Origin of the sequence: Micromonospora sp. C28ISP2-4 (assembly GCF_030519385.1) — a bacterium.
GTDB lineage: Bacteria > Actinomycetota > Actinomycetes > Mycobacteriales > Micromonosporaceae > Micromonospora > Micromonospora tulbaghiae.
The window spans coordinates 119,264-139,174 of record NZ_JAUMKG010000009.1; the positions used below are offsets into that span (position 1 = coordinate 119,264).

The following is a 19,911-nucleotide window of genomic DNA, read 5'->3' on the forward strand; positions in this document are numbered from 1 at the left end:
GCGTATCGGTCTCATCCTGACGCAGCGCCCACCACGCCCCACACGCGGGGCCACCCCACCCACCCCAAAACCGCCCAAACCCCAGCCCTTCCCGCCAGGCGCAACAGGGCCCGCCGGGCAGCCGGGTGGGGCGGCGGGCCCGGGCAGCCGGACGATCATGAGGTTGGCGGTGCGATCGGAGATCGACATCGCCGTCAACTTCATGATCGGCGGGGTGGGCCGGGCGGGCCGGGCCTGCGGGAGGGGTGGGTGGGTCAGGTGCGGGTGTCGCGGGGTGGGGTGGGCTGGTGGGGTGGGGGCGGGTAGGCACCTGTGCCGGGCTGGGGGTAGGTGCCCGGGTGGGGGTAGCCGCCGGGTGCCGGGTGGCTGCCGGGAGGGCCGTAGCCGGAAGGCGGGACGGCGGGATAGCCGGCCGGCACCGGCGGGCCCTGCCCACCGCCGTCCATCCGGTCCAGCGCCTCGTCCGGGATCGAGCCGGCCCGGGCCAGTTCGCGCCGGTGACGGCGGCGGTTCCAGATCAGGAACACCACGAGCGCCAGCAGCACCACGAGCGCCACGGCGATGCCGATGCCGATCACCATCACCTGCTGGTCGGTGGGGCCGCCGCGGTCGCCGTACTTCGTCACGTCGAAGTTGTCGTCCTCGGCGGCGGCCGGTGGCGCGGAAGCACTCGGCGCAGCGGCCCCGAGCAGCGGATTCGCCGACACCGACGGCACGTCTGCGGTCAGCGCCGCCACCGGATCGATCCGGCCGAAGCCGAACCGCGGGTCGCGACCGGGCGGACCGGCGTCCCGGGCGGTGCGGATGATCCGGTTGATCACGTCTGGCGCGGAGAGCTTCGGGTGCTTCGACCTGATCAGCGCCGCGACGCCGGATACGACGGCGGCGGCGTCGGAGGTGCCGTCCCCCCAGCCGTAGCCCCGGTCCGGGCCGATGTTGTAGACCTCGTCACCGGGCGCGGCGATCACCGCTTCCGGGCCCTGGGCCGATCCGGACCAGAAACCCCCGCCCCGGACCGTGCCGGTCACCGCGATCACGCCGGGGATCTTGGCGGGTGAGACGACGTCCGGGCCGGCCTGCCGGACGTTGCCGGCGGCGGCCACCACGACCACGTCGCGCTCCAGCGCGTACCGGATCGCGGCCTCCTCGGCCTCCTCCACCGGCCCGGCGCCGCCGTACGACAGGTTGAGCACCTTCGCCCCGCCGTCGACGGCCATCCGGATGCCGGTCGCGGAGTCGTCCTTGGTGGCCGCCGCGCCGACGGGCTTGCGGATGGGCAGGATCCGGGCGTCGGGCGCGATGCCGACCACCCCGGTCCCGTTGGCCGCGATGATCCCAGCCATGTGGGTGCCGTGGCCGTCCGGGTCGCGCCGGCCGTCGCCGGAGTCACGGGTGCTGCCCCCGGCCAGCACCTGGCCCCGCATGTCGGGGTGCCCGGCGTCCACGCCGGTGTCCAGCACGCCGACGACGACGCCCCGCCCGGTGGAGATCTGATGCGCCCGGTCGATCCGCAGCTCGTCCAGATACCACTGCTCGGCGCGCCGCGGCGCGGCGACCGCGGGCTGGGCGGCACCCAGCAGCATCAGCCCGGCAAGCAGACCGGCCGTCATCGGCCGGAGCGCGCCGACGTGCACCTTCATCCGTCCGTCCTCATCGCAGGATGCCCGGGGACGCACCGTCACCGGCGCCCCACGGATCGTCGTCCTCAGTCAACCATGAGGAGTGCCCCGCCGCGTCGCCGCCGTGCCCGGCGCCGCCGTGACCGCCCATCATCCCGCCGCCCATCATCCCGGCGCCGGCCATCCCGCCACGCGTGCCGCCCGCACCGCCCGGTCCCGCCGCGGCCGCGGCCTTCAACGCGCTGGCCGCGCTGGTCAGTGGCGGAACCTTGCCGTTGCCGCCGCCGACCATGCCGGGCAGGCCGCCCATGGCCATGCCGCCGGCCGCGCCGATCCCACCGCCGCCGATCCCGCCGGCCGAGCCCAGGCCGGCGCCACCGCCGCCGAAGCCGCCGCCACCGGCGCTCAGTCCACCCGCGCCGCCGCCACCGCCGCCCAGACCGAGCGTGCCCGGGCCGCCTGCGGTGATCGTGCCGGGCCCGCCCGCGCCGGCCAGGCCACTGCCGTACTCCGGGGTGCCCGAGCCGGGCGCGCCACCGAGCTCGGGGATCCCCCCGGTGGCAGGCGGGGTGTAGGAGCCGCCGCCGGGGATGCCACCGCCGGGCACACCGGTGCTCGGCGGCGTGAACGAACTGCCACCGGGCGCGCCGCCGCCGGGAATGCCGGTGCTGCCCAGGGACGGCATCGGGCCACCGCCGGGCATGCCACCACCGGGCATGCCGCCGCCGGGCGCGCCGCCACCCGGCAGGCCACCGCCGGGCACACCCGACGGGGGAACCCGCGGGTCGCCGCGGTAGCCGTCGCCCAGCTCGCCGTCCGTGGGGCGGGGTACGACCAGCTTGGGGCGCTCCGCCTCGACCGCAGCCGGCAGCGGCGACATCGCCTTGTTGGCCGCCTGCTGGTTGTCGCGGTACCAGTTGTCCAGGTGGGACTTGGTGTCCCACCAGCCGCCCCGCTTCTGGTCGCTGGCGTTGCCGTCGACCTTCATGGTGGCTTCGAGGTCGTCGGCCTTGTCGCGGAACGCGCCGTCGGCGTAGAGCGCCTGGTTGGCCTGGTAGTCACTGCGCAGCGCGGCGAGGAAGCCGGACTGGCTCTCGCCGTCGCGGGCGTCGTCCAGCTCGGTGCCGCCGGGCAGGCTCCACTCGTTCCAGCCGAAGTTGTCCATCAGCGGGATCGGGATGCTCGCCACCGCCGTACGGATGTCACCCTCGATCCGCGTCAGCGCGCCACTGACGTTGCTGGCGTGCGTGATGAGTTCCTCGATCTCCTTGCCGATGTCGCCGAGGTGCTCGCGGTACGCGTCGCCGCCGCTGCCCTTCCAGCCGGCGAGCATCCCGGGGAGGCCGCCGGTGTGCGGGCGCTCCTGCCCGGCCGCGATCGGGCCGACGAACGAGCGACCCACCAGCGAGTCGCGCAGGTGGCCGAGCGCGGTGGAGAGGTTCTTCCAGCCCGCGCCGACCGATCCGACGGTTTCCGGGTCCGCCGAGAGCGTCACCTCACGGACGCAACGCTCCCAGGTGCCTCCTGCCATGACCGTCTCCCCCTCAGGCCGTGTACGGGTAGGTGGGCTGCTGCCCGGCGTCCGGCGGCGGGGCCGCGGACTCCAGCAGCCGCTCGATGTCCTTGCCGTTGGCCGCGTTGCGGGCCTCGGCGTCGCGGAACGCCTTGGCGATGTCCTGTGTGCCCTGCTTCAGGCCGGCCAGCTTCATGGAGATGGCCTTGAGGTGGGCCTCCATGCTGGCCGTGGACGTGGTCAGCGCCTGCCACTGCATCCGTGCGTCCTCGTACGCGCCGAACGGGGTGCCGTTGGGCACCGTCTGCGCGTTGCCGCTGTCGCCCTTCATCCGCTCCTTGATGCGTTCCATCTCGTAGCCGATGGTGTCGTCGACGTACTGCTTGAGACGCTCGACGTACTCCGCTGCGGCGTCCAGATCCTCGACGCTGACGTGCAGATCGCCGGTGTCCGGCGGATTGATGCCCATCCTGACTGTCCTCCCCGCTGCCGGCCCCGGCCGGTCCACTACGGACGCAGCGTATCGAGGAAGGACCAGTCGGGGCACCCCCGCCCCGCGTATCGCGGCGTCACCGGGAAAAGACGACGGAGCGCGGGAACCCGGTCGGGTTCCCGCGCTCCGGTGCGTGCGGTGGCCTCAGCCCTGGGCGGCGGCGGGCAGCTTCAGGCCGTTGACCGGGGTCAACGGCAGCAGCTTGCGGCCGGTCGGGCCGATCTGGATCTCGGTGTCCATGGACGGGCAGACGCCGCAGTCGAAGCAGGGCGTCCAGCGGCAGTCGTCCTGCTCGTACTCCGACAGCGAGTCCTGCCAGTCCTGCCAGAGCCAGTCCTTGTCCAGGCCGGAGTCGAGGTGGTCCCAGGGCAGGACCTCCAGCTCCTCGCGCTCGCGGGTGGTGTACCAGTCGAGGTCCACGCCGTACGCCGGCAGCACCTCGGCGGCGGCGTCCACCCACCGCTGGTACGAGAAGTGCTCGCTCCAGCCGTCGAACCGGCCGCCGTTCTCCCAGACCTTGCGGATGACCGCGCCGACCCGGCGGTCACCCCGGGACAGCAGGCCCTCGATCAGCGACGGCTCGCCGTCGTGGTAGCGGAAGCCGATCGCCCGGCCCAGCGAGCGGTCGCTGTTGATCGCCTGCTTGAGCAGCTTGAGCCGGCCGTCGATGACCTCCGGCCGCTCCATCGAGGCCCACTGGAACGGGGTGTGCGGCTTCGGCACGAACCCGCCGATGGAGACCGTGCAACGGATGTCCTTGGATCCGGTGGCCGCGCGGCCGGCGCGGATCACCTCGTGCGCCATGTCGGCGATCTCCAGGACGTCCTCGTCGGTCTCGGTGGGCAGGCCGCACATGAAGTAGAGCTTCACCTGCCGCCAGCCGTTGGAGTACGCGGTGACCACGGTACGGATGAGGTCTTCCTTCGACACCATCTTGTTGATCACCTTGCGGATCCGCTCCGACCCGCCCTCGGGGGCGAAGGTCAGACCGGTCCGCCGCCCGTTGCGGGACAGCTCCTGGGCCAGGTCGATGTTGAACGCGTCCACCCGGGTCGACGGCAGCGACAGCGAGACGTTGGTGCCCGCGTACTGCTCGGCCAGGCCGGAGCACATGTCGCCGATCTCGGAGTGGTCGGCCGACGACAGCGACAGCAGACCGACCTCGTGGAAGCCGGAGAACTCCAGCCCTTCCTTGACCATCTGGCCGACGGTGGTGATCGAACGCTCCCGCACCGGGCGGGTGATCATGCCGGCCTGGCAGAACCGGCAGCCCCGCGTGCAGCCCCGGAAGATCTCCACCGCGTACCGCTCGTGCACCGTCTCGGCGAGCGGGACCAGGGGCTTCTTCGGGTACGGCCAGGCGTCCAGGTCCATCGTCGTGCGCTTGTGCACCCGGAACGGCACGTCCGGGCGGTTCGGCACGACCCGCTGGATCCGGCCGTCGGGCAGGTAGTCGACGTCGTAGAAGCGCGGCACGTAGACGCTCTCGGTCCGGGCCAGCCGCAGCAGCAGCTCGTCCCGGCCGCCCGGGGAGCCCTCCGCCTTCCACTCCCGGACGATGGCGGTGATCTCCAGCACCGCCTCCTCGCCGTCGCCGAGCACCGCGGCGTCGACGAAGTCGGCGATCGGCTCCGGGTTGAACGCGGCGTGGCCGCCGGCCAGGATCACCGGGTCGGCGTCGGTGCGGTCGGCGGCGAGCAGCGGGATGCCGGCCAGGTCGACAGCGGTGAGCAGGTTGGTGTAGCCCAGCTCGGTGGAGAACGAGACGCCGAACACGTCGAAGTCACGCACCGGGCGGTGGGCGTCGACGGTGAACTGCGGCACGCCGTGGGCGCGCATCAGCGCCTCCAGGTCGGGCCAGACCGCGTACGTCCGCTCGGCCAGCACGTCGGGCAGCTCGTTGAGCACCTCGTACAGGATCTGCACGCCCTGGTTGGGCAGGCCCACCTCGTACGCGTCCGGATACATCAGCGCCCACCGGACGGTCGCGGCGTCCCAGTCCTTGACCACGGCGCCGAGTTCTCCACCCACGTACTGGATGGGTTTGGTCACCTGCGGCAGCAACGGCTCCAGCCGGGGCCAGACCGAGTTGGCGGCGGCGGGACGCGGGGTCGTGGACGGGGCACTCATGATGCCCAAGCGTACGCGGTGCCCCCGCCCTGTCCCGCGCCCGCGCCCGTGTCCGCCGTGTTGATCAAGGAGTTCGCGGACTCCCCCGCGCTCCCACCGGACACGAACTCCTTGATCACCGGGACGGGCCGGGGACCGGGGCGGAATTCGTCCTGGGTGGCGGGGCGGTACTAACCTCGCAACGGGCGCGAGAGGAGATAGCCGCGATGCCGCAGCCGCAGCCGGGGGCGGACCGGCCGGCCGACGGGGCCGAGATGCCGTCCGTCACCGAGCCGGCGACCGCCGCCGACACCGAGGACGCCACCGGCGCCTCGGCTCCGGCGTCCCCGTCCGGCACGCCGGAGGCCACCGCCGACGACCGGACCCCCGGCGGGACGTCGGCCGGCCGGCCGGCCGACGCCGAACCGCACGACGGTACGCCCCAACGCCGGCCGTCCGCCGTCGCGTCCGACGAGCAGGCGCACCCCAACGGGCCCGGTGACCGGTCATCCGGCGATGACGCGGACGGCTCGCCGCCCGACGACACCTCCACCGGCGACACCTCCATCGACGACGCCTCCGCCGGCAACGCCGGGACGACGGCCGACGCCGCCGACGCCCCTACCACCGACACCGAGGCGCCTACGGCCGACGCCGGGACGCCGGCCGGCACCGACGCCACCCCGCCCGTACCGGTCACCCGGGTCCGGGGTTCGGCAGCGGTTCCCGGCCGCACCACGCCCGTCCCCACTCCGAGCACCGGGCGCCGGCCGGATCCGACCCGCATCGACCTCGCGCCGCAGCCGACCCAGGCCGCAGCCACGCCGGACCCCACCAAGGTCGAGAACGCCCCGGACCCCGTGCCGTCCGGGAACACGCCCGACCCGACCCGCGTGGAGAACACCCCCGATCCGACCCGGGTCGAGGCGCCCGCGCCCCGCTGGAGCGGTTCCGCCGCCGTCCCGCCACCGGCCCCGCGCAGGCCCGCCTGGGGCGAGTCCGCCGAGCCCACGCCGGTGCCGCCGCTCGCGTCGCCGGAACACGCCACGCCGGTCGACCCGTGGGCGGGGGTGGACACCACCGGATGGGAGTTGCACGCCCCCGAACTGCCGCCGCTGACGCCGACGCTGCCGTACACCGCGCCCTGGGCCGCGCCGGACAACCCTCACCCGGCTCACCCTGCCCCACCGGCCCACCCCACCCCGCAGCCGACGCCACCGGCCCATCCCGCGCCGCCCGCGGCCCGGCCGGTCTCGCCGCCGCCGCACAGCCCGCCGTACCCCGGACCGGCCCGGCCGGTCTCGCCACCGCACCACCCCGGCCCGCCGGCCGCCCGCCCCTTGCCGGCGCCGGCGCCCGTCGCGCCGCCGGCGAAGCCCGGCCGGCCGCCGAAGCAGCGCCGGGGCAAGGCCGGGCCGCCTGTCGCGCCGCCGGGCTGGCAGCAGCCGCCCAAGCGGACCCGCCGCCGGCGCCGCTGGCCCTGGATGCTGCTGCTCTCCGTGGCCTGCTGCTGCGGCCTCCCGCTCTGGTGGTTCCAGCCGATCTCCAGCCAGTACCCGGCCAGCGCAACCCTCCCGGACCAGATCGACTCGATGCGGCTGCGCCAGGACGAGAGCAGCCGGGCCGCCGCCGAGGAGCTGAAATCCCAGGTACGAGAGGCGAACCTGCTCGCCGAGGACACGTTCGCCGGCATCTACAGCACGAGTGACGGCAAGCGGGTGACGTTGTTCGGCAGCACCGGCCTGCGGTTCAGCCCGGAGTCGGACGCCAAGTCGGAGATCGAGCGCCTCGCCGGGGACTACGCCCTGCAGGAGTCGGTGGTGGTGGACACCGGCGTACGGGGGCGCCACGAGCGCTGCGCCGTCGGCCGGGCGGACGGCGACTCGGTGGTGGTCTGCGTGTCGGCCGACCACGGCAGCCTCACCACAGGCGTGTTCACCCGGCTGTCGGTGGACGACAGCGGGCGGCTGCTGAACGACCTGCGTCAGCGCGTCGTGGTGCCGAAGTCCTGACCGCTCAGGCGGTCGGCTCGCCGCCGGCCTGGTCGCCGCCGGCTTGGTCGGCGCGCTTCGGGGCGTAGCGCGGGACGTACTCCTGGCCGCTGAGCTTCTGGATCTCGGCCATCATCTCGTCGGTCATCGCGCGCAGCGAGGTGCGGTCGTCGGGGCGGCCCGTGAAGTCCAGCGGCTTACCGAACTTTATGGTGATCTTGGCGCGGCCCGGTCGCGGGATTCGCGTACCGATCGGCTGGGCCTTGTCGGTGCCGGTCACGCCGACCGGGATGATCGGCACGCCGGCGGCGATCGCCAGCCGGACGGTGCCGGTACGCCCGCGGTAGAGCCGCCCGTCCGGGGAGCGGGTGCCCTCCGGGTAGACGGCGACCAGGTCGCCGGCCTTGAGCACGGGGATCGCCGCGTCGAACGCGGTGAGCGCGGCCCGGCCGCCGGCCCGCTCGACCGGGATCGCGCCCAGGCCGGTGAGCACGAACTTGGAGAAGCCGCCCTTGAGCCCGGTGCCCTTGAAGTACTCCGACTTGGCCCAGAACGCCAGGTGCCGGGGCACCACGGTGCCGAGGAGCAGTTCGTCGGCGACGGAGAGGTGGTTGCTGGCGAAGATCGCGCCGCCGGTCGCCGGGATGTGCTCCAAACCCTCCACGTGCGGACGGAAGGCCAACCGGAGCGTGGGCGCCACGGTGAGCTTGCCGATGGTGTAGAGCAGGGGCACGGGTCCTCCGGCGGTCGTACGTGAAACAGGCGCTGTCACGGTAGCCGACGCGGCCGTCCGCCACCGAGCGGGTGGCCCGCAGTCCACTCGCTGGGTGCGGGTGGTTAAGCAGGGGCCCTTCCTCTACCTGAGGCGTTAAGAAGGGCCCCCGCCTTACATCACACCTTGCGGACCGTCACGGTCACGCGCTCGCCCTCGCCGGCCTCGCCGGTGAAGCCGTCGAGGCCCTCGGCGAAGTCGATGCTGTCGGCCAGCACCTCACGGGCCACGAACCCGGTGTACGCGGCGACCGCCGCGCGTACCTCCTCCGATGCGGAGACGGCCACCGTGATCCGGTCGGAGACGTCCAGATCGGCGTCGCGGCGGGCCTGCTGCACCACCCGGACCACGTCCCGGGCCAGCCCTTCGGCGGCGAGTTCCGGCGTGACCTCGGTGTCCAGCACGACCACTCCCTCACCGCCGGGCAGCGGTGCGGAGTGCTCGGCGTCGGCGGCGACCAGGCGCAGCTCGTACTCGCCCTCGGCCAGCGTGACCCCGGCGGCGACCGGGGCGCCGTCGCGCAGCTCCCACTCCCCCGCCTTGACCGCCTTGATGACCTGCTGGACGGCCTTGCCGACGCGCGGGCCGAGCGCTCGCGGCACCACGGTGAGCACCTGCTGGCAGTACGCGGACACCTCGTCGGTGAGCACGACCTCCTTGACGTTCACCTCGTCGGCGACCAGGTCGGCGAAGGGCCGCAGCTGGGCGGCGACGGGCGAGGCCACTGTGAGCTTCGCCAGCGGCAGCCGCACCCGCAGGCCCTTGGCCTTGCGCAGCGACAGCGCCGCCGAGGCGACCGCCCGGACGTTGTCCATGGCGGAGACCAGCTCGTGGTCGGCCGGGAACTCCGCCGCGGACGGCCAGTCGGTCAGGTGCACCGACCGCTCGCCGGTCAGCCCGCGCCAGATCTCCTCGGCGGTCAGCGGCGCCAGCGGCGCCACCACCCGGCACAGCGTCTCCAGCACGGTCCACAGCGTGTCGAACGCGTCCGCGTCGCCGGCCCAGAACCGGTCCCGGGACCGGCGCACGTACCAGTTGGTCAGCGCGTCCAGGTAGGACCGCACAGTCGCGCACGCGCCGGAGATGTCGTACGCGTCCATCTGCGCGCCGACGGTCGCCACCAGCTCGTTCGTCTTCGCCAGCACGTACCGGTCGAGCACGTTCGCCGAGTCGGTACGACGACGCGCGGTGTGGCCGTCGGCGTTGGCGTAGAGCGAGAAGAAGTACCAGACGTTCCACAGCGGCAGCAGCACCTGGCGCACCGCGTCCCGGATGCCCGACTCGGTGACCGCCATGTCGCCGCCGCGCAGCACCGGCGAGGACATCAGCATCCACCGCATCGCGTCCGACCCGTAGGAGTCGAACACGTGGTAGACGTCCGGGTAGTTGCGCAGGCTCTTGGACATCTTGCGCCCGTCCGAGCCGAGCAGGATGCCGTGGCTCAGGCAGTTGCGGAACGCCGGCCTGTCGAACAGCGCGGTGGCCAGCACGTGCATGGTGTAGAACCAGCCGCGGGTCTGCCCGATGTACTCGACGATGAAGTCGCCCGGGTAGTGGTGCTCGAACCACTCGCGGTTGGAGAACGGGTAGTGCACCTGGGCGAACGGCATCGAGCCGGACTCGAACCAGCAGTCCAGCACCTCCGGCACCCGGCGCATCATCGACTTGCCCGTCGGGTCGTCCGGGTTGGGGCGGACCAGGTCGTCCACCGCCGGCCGGTGCAGGTCGGTCAGGCGTACGCCGAAGTCACGCTCGATGTCGGCCAGCGAGCCGTACACGTCCACGCGCGGGTAGTTCGGGTCGTCCGAGCGCCACACCGGGATCGGCGAGCCCCAGAACCGGTTCCGGCTGATCGACCAGTCCCGCGCGTTCGCCAGCCACTTGCCGAACGAGCCGTCCTTGATGTGCCCGGGGGTCCAGTTGATCTGCTGGTTCAGCTCGACCATCCGGTCCTTGAACTTCGTCACCGCGACGAACCACGACGACACCGCCTTGTAGACCAGCGGGGTGTCGCACCGCCAGCAGTGCGGGTACGAGTGGGTGTACGTGTCCTGCCGCAGCACCACCCCCCGCTCCTTCAGCTCCCGGATCACCGGCTTGTTCACGTCGAAGACCTGCTCGCCCTGGTACGGCGGCACCAGCGCGGTGAACCGGGTGTGGTCGTCCACGGTCACGACTGTGGGGATGCCGGCAGCGTTGCAGGTGTTCTGGTCGTCCTCACCGAAGGCGGGGGCCAGGTGGACGATCCCGGTGCCGTCCTCGGTGGTGACGAAGTCCGCGCCGAGCACCTGGTAGGCGTTCGGGCCGGCCGGCTCGACCAGGAAGTCGTAGAGCGGCGTGTAGCGGCGTCCGACCAGGTCGCGGCCGTACACGGTGCCGACCTGCTCGTACCCCTCCAGTTCCTTGGCGTACGCGCCGAGGCGCGCGGCGCCCACCACGTAGCGCTCGCCGTCGCGCTCCAGCACGGCGTACTCGATGTCGGGGCCGACGGCGAGCGCCAGGTTCGACGGCAGCGTCCACGGCGTGGTCGTCCAGACGCCCAGCTTGACCGGCCCGCGCAGCGGCTCCGGCGCGTTCTCGTCGGCGGTCAGCTCGAACCAGACGGTGAGCGTCGGGTCGTGCCGGTCCCGGTAGACGTCGTCCATCCGGGTCTCGGTGTTCGACAGCGGCGTCTCGCACCGCCAGCAGTACGCGAGCACCCGGAAGCCCTCGTAGACCAGGCCCTTGTCGTGCAGGGTCTTGAAGGCCCACATGACGCTTTCCATGTAGTCCAGGTCGAGCGTCTTGTAGTCGTTGGCGAAGTCGACCCAGCGGGCCTGCCGGGTGACGTACCGCTCCCAGTCGTGGGTGAACTCCAGCACCGACGTGCGGCAGGCGTCGTTGAACCGGGCCACGCCGAGGTCGAGGATCTCCGCCTTGGTGGTGATGCCGAGCTGCTTCTCGGCCACCACCTCGGCGGGCAGGCCGTGGCAGTCCCAGCCGAACCGGCGCTCGACGTGCTTGCCGCGCATGGTCTGGTAGCGCGGCACCACGTCCTTGACGTAGCCGGTGAACAGGTGGCCGTAGTGCGGCAGGCCGTTGGCGAACGGCGGGCCGTCGTAGAAGACGTACTCGTTCTCGCCGTTCCGGCCGGCGTCGCGGGCCTCGACTGACGCCTCGAAGGTCTTGTCGGCCGTCCAGTGCTCCAGCACCCGGCGCTCGACCGCGGGCAGGTCCGGGCTCGCCGGGACACCGGCGCCGGTCGGGTCGTGCAACGGATAGGCCATCGCCTGTCGCTCTCCCTCAGCAGCTCACTCGTCTGTGGCCTGCGAGGACGAGCCGAATCCGGTACGCCGTGACCGGCGTCCCGGGCGTGGCCCGCGGTACCACCCCGCTTGGCGGCCGAGGTGCGACCGCCCGCTCGTTGGCCGGCTGTGACGGGCCGGTCCCGTCCGGTTCTACTGAGCCGGTGACCCGGCCGTTCTTCCGGAGGCTCGCCGGTGATGGCCGGGTCGTCGCCTGTGCCCGTCAAGCGTACTCGACCCCCCGCCCTCTCCGCCTCCGACTATCTCCCTCCCCGTCGATCATGAGGTTGACGGCGATGTCGATCTCGGATTTCGCCGCCAACCTCATGATCGACGCAGTCCCCGGCACCGGCGCCAGGGCGGGGCACGGCATGACCACCGTCACACCGCCGTGCCGTCACACCGCACCCGCCGTGCCCCGTCCTGTTCGCGTAACCGAACCTCAAGGAGGCGGCGATGAGCCGGATGGACATGGCGGCGGTGGCACCCGAGGCGTACCAGGCCGTGCTGGGCATGGAGAAGTACGTCCGGGCGAACGTGGACCACACCGTGCTGGAGCTGGTGAAGCTGCGGGCGTCGATGCGCAACGGCTGCGCGTTCTGCGTCGACATGCACAGCCGCGAGGCGCTGGCGGCCGGTGAGGACAGCCGCCGGCTGTTCGCTGTCGCGGCGTGGCGCGAGGCGCCGTTCTTCGACGAGCGGGAGCGGGCCGCGCTGGCCCTCACCGACGCGGTGACCCGGCTCGGCGAGCACGGCGTGCCGGACGACGTCTGGGACGCCGCGGCGAAGGTGTGGTCGGAGAAGGAGCTGGCGGACCTGGTGATGGCGATCGCCACCATCAACGTGTGGAACCGGGTAGCGGTGACCTGCCAGACGCAGCCGCCGGCGCAGGTCTGACAGCTGACACACGACGGCCCCGGTCCCGCGAAAAGCGGGCCGGGGCCGTCGGCGCGTCGGTCAGGCCAGCTCGGGGAACCAGAGCGCGATCTCGCGCTTGGCGCTGTCCGCCGAGTCGGAGGCGTGCACCAGGTTCTCCCGGTTCGACAGCGACAGGTCACCGCGGATGGTGCCGGCGGCGGCCTTGCGGCCGTCGGTGCTGCCGATCATCGCGCGCACCACCTCGATCACCTGGTCGCCGGAGAGCACGAGCGCCACCAGGGGGCCGCTGGTCATGAACGTCTTCAGCGGCGGGTAGAACGGCTTGTCGACGTGCTCGGCGTAGTGCTGGTCGGCGAAGCCGCCGTCCATGGTCCGGCTCACCATCGCGTCGATCCGCAGGCCCTTGCGCTCGAAACGGGACAGGATCTCGCCCACCAGACCGCGGCGCACCGCGTCGGGCTTGATCAGTACGAGCGTCCGCTCGTCCGGGCTGCTGCTGGACACGCTGGTTTCCTCCTGCGCACTCAAACGGGGTTCGGCTGGGTACGGTCAGCGTAGCGACCCGGTCCCGGCGCCGGCGCGGCGGCTGCGTCTTCCCTGGCCCGCCGCGGCGGCCTAGCCTGGCCCTGGAACCCCTGGGAGGTCCACTGTGGCGAATGGCGGGAACCGCACGATCGCGCCGGTACGCAAACTGATCGGGGCGGTGCTGGGCACCGTCGCCACCTTCGTGACCGTGTTCGGGCTCGGCATGACCAGCTGGGCCATCGTGGCGCTCGGCGTCGCGCTGCTGGTGCTGGCCATCGCCCTGGCCACGGTACGCGGCGGCGGCCGCACCTGGGTGATCGGCCTGGGGCACGTGCACAGCGCCTCCGAACCACCCACCCAGTACGCGTTCGGCCGGTGCGAGCTGCAGCTGGTGATCGACGCGCCGGGGCTGCCGCCCCGCTCCAAGAAGATCATCGAGCCTCGGGTGCCGGTCGCCAAGTGGCCCTCGCTGGGCCAGGCGCTGCCGGTCCGGGTGGCGCTCGACGACCAGCGGCACGTACGCGTGCTCTGGGACGAGGTGCCCACGCACGCGGAGAGCGCCGCCGCGGTCGCCGACCTGCCGCCCGAGTACGCCGCCGAGCCGGACCCGCTGGACGAGCCGCTGATCGCGCAGGAGGCGCCGCCGTGGGCCGGGCGCGCGCCGGAGGACGACTTCCGCGACGACTATCCGCCCGCGCCGGACCCGTACCTGGACGACATGCCGCTGGGGGCCGAGGAACGCGAGCCGGTGGTGCTGCACCAGAGCCCCGGCGGCCCGGTGGTGCTGGAGGGGCAGCTCGTCGAGCGGGTCGACCGCTCGGCCGGCCCCGGCCCGCTCCCCCGCCGCGCCCCGGCGCCGCGCTCGCCGGCCGAGGAGCCGGCCGACACCGTGCCGGCCGACACCGTGCCGGTCGACACAGTGCCGGTCGACAGCGTGCCCGACCCGATCGACGTGCCGTTGGACGACCCCGCGGACGCGCCGCGGCGCTCCGACGCGCCGCCGACGCCCGAGGAGCTGGACGAGGCGATCTTCGGCCCGGCCGGCGCGGCCGAGCCGGACGAGCTGGCCAGCCCGATCAGCGGCGTCGGCATCACGCTGCTCGTCGCCGACCTGGACCGGTCCCTCGACTTCTACCGCGAACTCGGCTTCGACGAGCTGGACCGGGGCGAGGGCAACGCCGTGCTCTCCTCCGGACCGACCCGGCTGGTGCTGCGCCGGGTGACCGGCGCCGCCCCGATCAGCCGCCGCCTGGTGCACGTCAACCTGGAGGTGGACGACATCCAGGGGGCGTACGAGCGGCTGCGCGACTCCGGCGTCCGGTTCACGTACGCCCCGCGCGTGGTCAACCGGGGCACCAAGCTGGAGGTGTGGGCGGCGGCCTTCCGCGACCCCGACGGCCACGGCGTCGCGCTGACGCAGTGGCGCACGCTCGCCCAGGTGTAAGGAAGGGCCCCTTCTTAACGCCTCAGGTAGAGGAAGGGGCCCTTCTTAACACGCGGAACCGCGCGACGGCGCTCAGCCGAGGATGACCCGCCGCACGTGCAGCGCGTACGCCCACACCAGCGCGAACATCACCCCGAGCGCGAACAGCGACCAGTGCAGCAGCCCGGAGAGCAGCAGCAGGCCCTGGATCACGGTGCCGGCGTGCCACGCCCAGGGGCGGCGCATCATGCCGGCGAGCACCACGCAGGCGACCGCCAGCGCCACGATCGCGCCGATCGCCGCGCCGCTCAGGTCGCCGCCGACCACCCGGATCGGCTGGATGGCCAGCAGCAGCACCAGCGCCTCCAGCGACATGGTGCCGGCGCCGAGCCCGCGTACCGCCTTGTCCGGGTTCCGCAGCCCGGACCGCCGCACGCCGCCCACCGACTCCGCGCCGGCCGCCTGTTCCGGGCCGGTCGGCCGCTCGACGCCGCCCGCCGGCGCCGGACCGGACAGCTGCTCCGGCCCCGTCGGCTGCTCAGCGCCGGTCGGGCGCTGCTGCGGGCCGGTCATCGCTTGAGCAGCCGGCGGGCGTCGGCCACTGTCACCACCGATCCGGTGACCAGCACGCCCACCCCGGACAGCTCGCCCGGCACGTCCGACTCGGCCTCCGCCACCGCCGCCTCGATGGCGTCGGGCATCTCCCGGGCCACCTGCACCCGCTCCGGCCCGAAGATCTCCCGCGCCAGCGCGGCCAGCTCGTCCACCGGCATCGCCCGGGCCGAGCTGTTCTCCGCCACCACGATCGAGTCGAGCACCGGTTCGAGCAGTTCGAGCAGGCTCGCCCCGTCCTTGTCGCCGAGCACCGCCAGCACGCCGACGAGCTTGCTGAACGCGAACTCCTCCTGCACCGCGGCCACGGTCGCGGCCATCCCGTGCGGGTTGTGCGCGCCGTCGAGCAGCACCGTCGGGGCGCTACGCACCCGCTCCAGCCGGCCCGGCGAACTGGTCGCGGCGAAGCCCTCACGGACCGCCTCGATGTCGAGCTGCCGCCGCGCTCCGGCGCCGAGGAACGCCTCCACGGCGGCGAGCGCCACCGCCGCGTTCTGCGCCTGGTGCGCGCCGTGCAGCGGGATGAAGATCTCCTCGTACACCCCGCCCAGTCCCTGGATGGTCAGCACCTGGCCGCCGACCGCTACCGCGCGGCGCAGCACGCCGAACTCGGCGCCCTCCCGCGCGACGGTGGCGTTGACCTCGGCGCAGCGTTCCAGGATGGGGCGGGCCGCCTCCTCCTCCTGCGCCGCCGCGATCACCGTGGCGCCGGGGTGGATGATGCCCGCCTTGTGCAGCGCGATGTCCTCGATCGTGTCGCCGAGCCACTCGGTGTGGTCCAGCCCGATCGGGGTGATCACGGCGACGCCGGCCTGGATGACGTTCGTCGCGTCCTCCGCGCCGCCGAGTCCGACCTCCACCACCGCCACGTCGACAGGGGCGTCGGCGAACGTGGCGAACGCCAGCGCCGTGGTCATGTCGAAGTACGTCAGCGGCTCCGCGAACCGCTGGTCGACCAGCTCGGCCAGCGGCGCGATCTCCCGGTACGTGGACACGAACCGCTCCTCGCTCACCGATTCGCCGTCCAGGCTGATCCGCTCCCGGACGGTCTCCAGGTGCGGGCTGGTGTAGCGGCCGGTGTGCAGCCCGAACGCCCGCAGCAGCGAGTCGATCATCCGGGCCGTCGAGGTCTTGCCGTTGGTGCCGGTCAGGTGGATCGACGGGTACGCCCGCTGCGGGCTGCCGAGCAGGTCGAGCAGGGTCTCGATCTTCTCCAGCTCGAAGTGCATCCGGGTGAAGCCGCGCGCGTTGAGCGCGGCATCGACCTCGGCGAACGCGGTGCGGTCATTCACGAGGGAAGCGCCTCCAGGGCGGCGTCGATCCGGACCAGGTCCGCCTCGGCCACCGCCAGCCGTTCGCGGATCTTCGCCACGACCGGCTCGGGCGCCTTGCCGACGAACGCCGGATTGTCCAGCTTCGCCCGCGCCTGGGTGGCCTCCTTCTCGGCCGCCGCCCGGTCCTTGGTGAGCCGGGCCCGCTCGGCGGCCACGTCGATCGAGCCGCGGGTGTCCAGTGCGACGCTGACGGCGCCGGGCATGGCCAGCGTCGCGCTGGCCTGGAAGTCGTCGCCGGGCGCGTCGAGCCGGGCCAGCGAGCGCACCAGCGGCTCGTGCGCCGCGATGCCCGCGCCGGCCAGGCCGTCGAGGCGCGCGGCGACCCGCTGGGTCGGCCGCAGCCCCTGGTCCGAGCGGAACCGCCGGACCTCGGTCACCACCCGCTGCAGGGTGCCGACTTCGCCCTCCGCGGCGTCGTCGATCAGGGTACGGTCGGCGACCGGCCAGGACGCCGTGAGTACGGTCTCGCCGCCGCTGAGCGCGGCCCACAGCTCGTCGGTGACGAACGGGATGACCGGGTGCAGCAGCCGCAGCAGCTGGTCCAGCACGTGCCCGAGCACCCGGCGGGTGGCGTCGGCGGCGGGGCCGCCCTCGGCCAGCACCGGCTTGCTCAGCTCCACGTACCAGTCGCAGACGTCGTCCCACGCGAAGTGGTAGAGCAGGTCGCAGACCTTCGCGAACTCGTACGCCTCGAACTGCTCGTCGACCTCGGCGGTGACGTGCGCCAGCCGGGACAGGATCCACCTGTCGACGGTGGAGAGGTCACCGGCGTCCGGCAGCGGCCCGTCGGTGTGCGCGCCGTTGAGCAACGCGAACCGGGTGGCGTTCCAGAGCTTGTTGCAGAAGTTGCGGGAGCCCTGGCACCACTCCTCGCTGACCGGCACGTCCTGACCGGGGTTGGCGCCCCGGGCCAGCGTGAACCGGGTGGCGTCGGCGCCGAAGCGGTCGATCCAGTCCAGCGGGTCCACCACGTTGCCGAACGACTTCGACATCTTCTTGCCGTGCTCGTCGCGGACCATGCCGTGCAGCGCCACCACGTCGAACGGCTGCACGCCGTCCATCGCGTACAGGCCGAACATCATCATCCGGGCGACCCAGAAGAACAGGATGTCGTAGCCGGTGACCAGCACGCTGGTCGGATAGAACTTCGCCAGGTCCGGGGTACGCTCCGGCCAGCCGAGCGTGGAGAACGGCCACAGGCCGCTGGAGAACCAGGTGTCCAGCACGTCCTCGTCCTGCCGCCAGCCCTCGCCGGTCGGCGGCTCCTCGTCCGGGCCGACGCAGACGATCTCGCCGTCCGGGCCGTACCAGACGGGGATGCGGTGGCCCCACCAGAGCTGGCGGGAGATGCACCAGTCGTGCATGTTGTCGACCCAGGCGAAGTAGCGCTTGGCCAGCTCGGCCGGCTCGATCTTCACCCGGCCGTCGCGCACCGCGTCGCCGGCGGCCTTGGCGAGCGGGGCGGTGTTGACGAACCACTGCAGCGACAGCCGCGGCTCGACAGTCGTCTTGCACCGCGAGCAGTGCCCCACCGCGTGCAGGTACGGCCGCTTCTCGGCCACGATCCGGCCCTGCTCGCGCAGCGCCGCGACGATCGCCGGGCGGGCCTCGTACCGGTCCAGGCCCTCGAACGGGCCGGGCGCGGTGATGATCCCGCGCTCGTCCATGATCGTCAGCGAGGGCAGGTCGTGCCGCTGGCCGATCTCGAAGTCGTTCGGGTCGTGCGCGGGGGTCACCTTGACCATGCCGGTGCCGAAGCTCGGGTCGACGTGCTCGTCGGCGACGATCGGGATCCGCCGGTCGGTGAGCGGCAGCTCCACCTCGGTGCCGATCAGGTGCCGGTAGCGCTCGTCGTCCGGGTGCACCGCCACCGCGGTGTCACCGAGCATGGTCTCCGCCCGGGTGGTCGCCACCACGACCTCGTCGCCGTAGCGGATCGAGACCAGCTCGCCCTCGTCGTCGGTGTGCTCCACCTCGATGTCGGACAGCGCGGTGAGGCAGCGCGGGCACCAGTTGATGATCCGGTTGGCCCGGTAGATGAGCCCGTCGTCGAAGAGCTTCTTGAACATCGTCTGCACGGCGCGGGACAGGCCCTCGTCCATGGTGAAGCGCTCGCGGTCCCAGTCGACCGCGTCGCCGAGCCGGCGCATCTGGCCGAGGATCGCGCCGCCGGACTCGGCCTTCCACTGCCAGACCCGCTCGACGAACTTCTCCCGCCCGAGGTCGTGGCGGGACAGCCCTTCACCGGCGAGCTGCCGCTCGACCAAATTCTGGGTGGCGATGCCGGCGTGATCCATGCCCGGCAGCCAGAGCGCCTCGTACCCCTGCATCTTCTTGCGCCGGGTGAGCGCGTCCATGAGCGTGTGCTCGAACGCGTGGCCCATGTGCAGCGAGCCGGTGACGTTCGGCGGCGGGATGACGATGGTGAACGGCGGCTTCTCGCTGTCCGCCGACGCCCGGAAGTGCCCGCCGGCTACCCACTGCTCGTACCGTCGCTGCTCTACCTCGCCGGGCTGGTACTGGCCGGCGAGGGTCGGGGCGTCGGGGCGTCGGGCATCCAGTCTCTCGGTCACCCTGAAAGTCTACGGAGCGCTTTCGGGGACCCGACGTGCACCACCTGTGATTCGCGTACGGTGGCGGTCATGTCCGACGCGCATCTCACCGAGCGCCCGGTCGACGGGGGTTCCGATCCGTTCGAGCTGACCGAAGAGCCGATCGAGTTGAGCCGCCGCGACCCCGCGCAGGAGCCCGAACGCCGTCCCGTCTCGCGGCGCCGGAAGATCGTCCTGGCCGCACTGCTCGCGGCCGGCCTGGCCGGCGCCGGCGCGCTCGGGCTGGGCGGCTGGCGGGTGCTCCAGCAGAAGGACACCACTCTCGACCAGCCGGCCGAGGTGGCCGGGCTGGTGCGGGACGACAGCGAGCGGGCCCGCAGCACCGCCGACTACCTGCGCGACGGGCTGGCCGCCGACATCGAGCTGGACCGCGGCTTCGGCGCCGTCTACTCCGACCGCGGGGACGTCAAGCGCTCGGTGCTCCTGTTCGGCGGCACCACGCTGCTCTGGCAGCCCGAGCGTGACCTGGACACCCTGTTCGGCCTGATGGCCGACGAGACCGGCCGCGTGGCCGGGCTGCGCGAGGTGGACGCGGGCCGCCTGGGTGGCGTGATGAAGTGCGGTACGACGAGCGGCGACGGCGGCGACTTCGCCGTGTGCGGATGGGCCGACCACGGCAGCGTCGTGATGGGCATGTTCCCGGGCCGCCGGGTCGACGACGCGGCGGCGCTGTTCCGCGACATCCGCGAATCCGTCCAGAGCCGCTGAACCGCTCGTCCGGGAGCCGGCTCCGGCCGGCTTTCCT

At 72.9% G+C, this 19,911-nt stretch carries 14 protein-coding genes; 4 read left to right on the forward strand and 10 right to left on the reverse strand.

Annotated features, from left to right (window positions below):
- Nucleotides 1–254 precede the first annotated feature (254 nt).
- The 4 genes from mycP to Q3W68_RS27330 all read right to left on the reverse strand — a co-directional run bounded on the left by mycP (nt 255) and on the right by Q3W68_RS27330 (nt 5,755).
- Nucleotides 255–1,640: a type VII secretion-associated serine protease mycosin gene (gene mycP / locus Q3W68_RS27315; protein WP_302908165.1), complete on the reverse strand. Its 1,386-nt coding sequence runs from the start codon at nt 1,638–1,640 to the stop codon at nt 255–257.
- A 10-nt stretch (nt 1,641–1,650) separates the two neighbouring features.
- Nucleotides 1,651–3,150 carry a hypothetical protein gene (locus tag Q3W68_RS27320; RefSeq protein WP_302908166.1) on the reverse strand — a complete coding sequence of 500 codons (1,500 nt, stop codon included), beginning with the start codon at nt 3,148–3,150 and terminating at the stop codon, nt 1,651–1,653.
- 13 nt (nt 3,151–3,163) lie between these two features.
- Nucleotides 3,164–3,601: a hypothetical protein gene (locus Q3W68_RS27325; RefSeq protein WP_302908167.1), complete on the reverse strand. Its 438-nt coding sequence runs from the start codon at nt 3,599–3,601 to the stop codon at nt 3,164–3,166.
- Between the two features lie 168 nt (nt 3,602–3,769).
- Nucleotides 3,770–5,755 (reverse strand): TIGR03960 family B12-binding radical SAM protein, encoded by a 1,986-nt coding sequence (locus Q3W68_RS27330; protein ID WP_302908168.1) that lies wholly within the window; start codon nt 5,753–5,755, stop codon nt 3,770–3,772.
- 206 nt (nt 5,756–5,961) lie between these two features.
- Between Q3W68_RS27330 and Q3W68_RS27335 the strand changes: the two genes are divergently transcribed.
- Entirely contained in the window at nt 5,962–7,746 is a 1,785-nt protein-coding gene (locus Q3W68_RS27335) for a hypothetical protein (protein ID WP_302908169.1), read from the forward strand.
- 4 nt (nt 7,747–7,750) lie between these two features.
- Here the strand turns inward: Q3W68_RS27335 and Q3W68_RS27340 are convergent, their stop codons facing one another.
- Both Q3W68_RS27340 and ileS read right to left on the reverse strand, forming a co-directional pair.
- Nucleotides 7,751–8,458, reverse strand: a complete 708-nt coding sequence (locus Q3W68_RS27340) for a 1-acyl-sn-glycerol-3-phosphate acyltransferase (protein WP_302908170.1) — start codon at nt 8,456–8,458, stop codon at nt 7,751–7,753.
- Between the two features lie 158 nt (nt 8,459–8,616).
- On the reverse strand, nt 8,617–11,763 hold the full coding sequence (gene ileS / locus Q3W68_RS27345) for an isoleucine--tRNA ligase (RefSeq protein ID WP_302908171.1): 3,147 nt from the start codon (nt 11,761–11,763) through the stop codon (nt 8,617–8,619).
- 474 nt (nt 11,764–12,237) lie between these two features.
- On the opposite strand from ileS, the gene Q3W68_RS27350 reads away from it, so the two are divergent.
- Entirely contained in the window at nt 12,238–12,678 is a 441-nt protein-coding gene (locus Q3W68_RS27350; protein WP_302908172.1) for a carboxymuconolactone decarboxylase family protein, read from the forward strand.
- A gap of 60 nt (nt 12,679–12,738) precedes the next feature.
- Here the strand turns inward: Q3W68_RS27350 and ndk are convergent, their stop codons facing one another.
- A complete protein-coding gene (ndk, locus tag Q3W68_RS27355; protein ID WP_120573615.1) occupies nt 12,739–13,164 on the reverse strand; it encodes a nucleoside-diphosphate kinase in 426 nt (141 codons plus the stop codon).
- A 145-nt stretch (nt 13,165–13,309) separates the two neighbouring features.
- On the opposite strand from ndk, the gene Q3W68_RS27360 reads away from it, so the two are divergent.
- Nucleotides 13,310–14,629: a VOC family protein gene (locus Q3W68_RS27360; protein ID WP_302908173.1), complete on the forward strand. Its 1,320-nt coding sequence runs from the start codon at nt 13,310–13,312 to the stop codon at nt 14,627–14,629.
- Between the two features lie 72 nt (nt 14,630–14,701).
- On the opposite strand, the gene Q3W68_RS27365 is transcribed toward Q3W68_RS27360, so the two are convergent.
- Genes Q3W68_RS27365 through Q3W68_RS27375 form a run of 3 tightly spaced genes read right to left on the reverse strand, consistent with a single transcriptional unit; the run spans nt 14,702 to nt 19,127 of the window.
- A complete protein-coding gene (locus Q3W68_RS27365) occupies nt 14,702–15,181 on the reverse strand; it encodes a DUF4233 domain-containing protein (protein ID WP_302908174.1) in 480 nt (159 codons plus the stop codon).
- Complete coding sequence (locus tag Q3W68_RS27370; protein ID WP_302908175.1) at nt 15,178–16,512, reverse strand: folylpolyglutamate synthase/dihydrofolate synthase family protein; 1,335 nt, start codon at nt 16,510–16,512, stop codon at nt 15,178–15,180. Before Q3W68_RS27370 ends, Q3W68_RS27365 begins: the two co-directional genes overlap by 4 nt.
- Entirely contained in the window at nt 16,509–19,127 is a 2,619-nt protein-coding gene (locus Q3W68_RS27375; RefSeq protein ID WP_302908176.1) for a valine--tRNA ligase, read from the reverse strand. The genes Q3W68_RS27370 and Q3W68_RS27375 overlap by 4 nt, the downstream gene beginning before the upstream one ends.
- 69 nt (nt 19,128–19,196) lie before the next feature.
- Between Q3W68_RS27375 and Q3W68_RS27380 the strand changes: the two genes are divergently transcribed.
- Nucleotides 19,197–19,874, forward strand: a complete 678-nt coding sequence (locus Q3W68_RS27380) for a hypothetical protein (protein WP_302908177.1) — start codon at nt 19,197–19,199, stop codon at nt 19,872–19,874.
- Nucleotides 19,875–19,911: the final 37 nt, after the last annotated feature.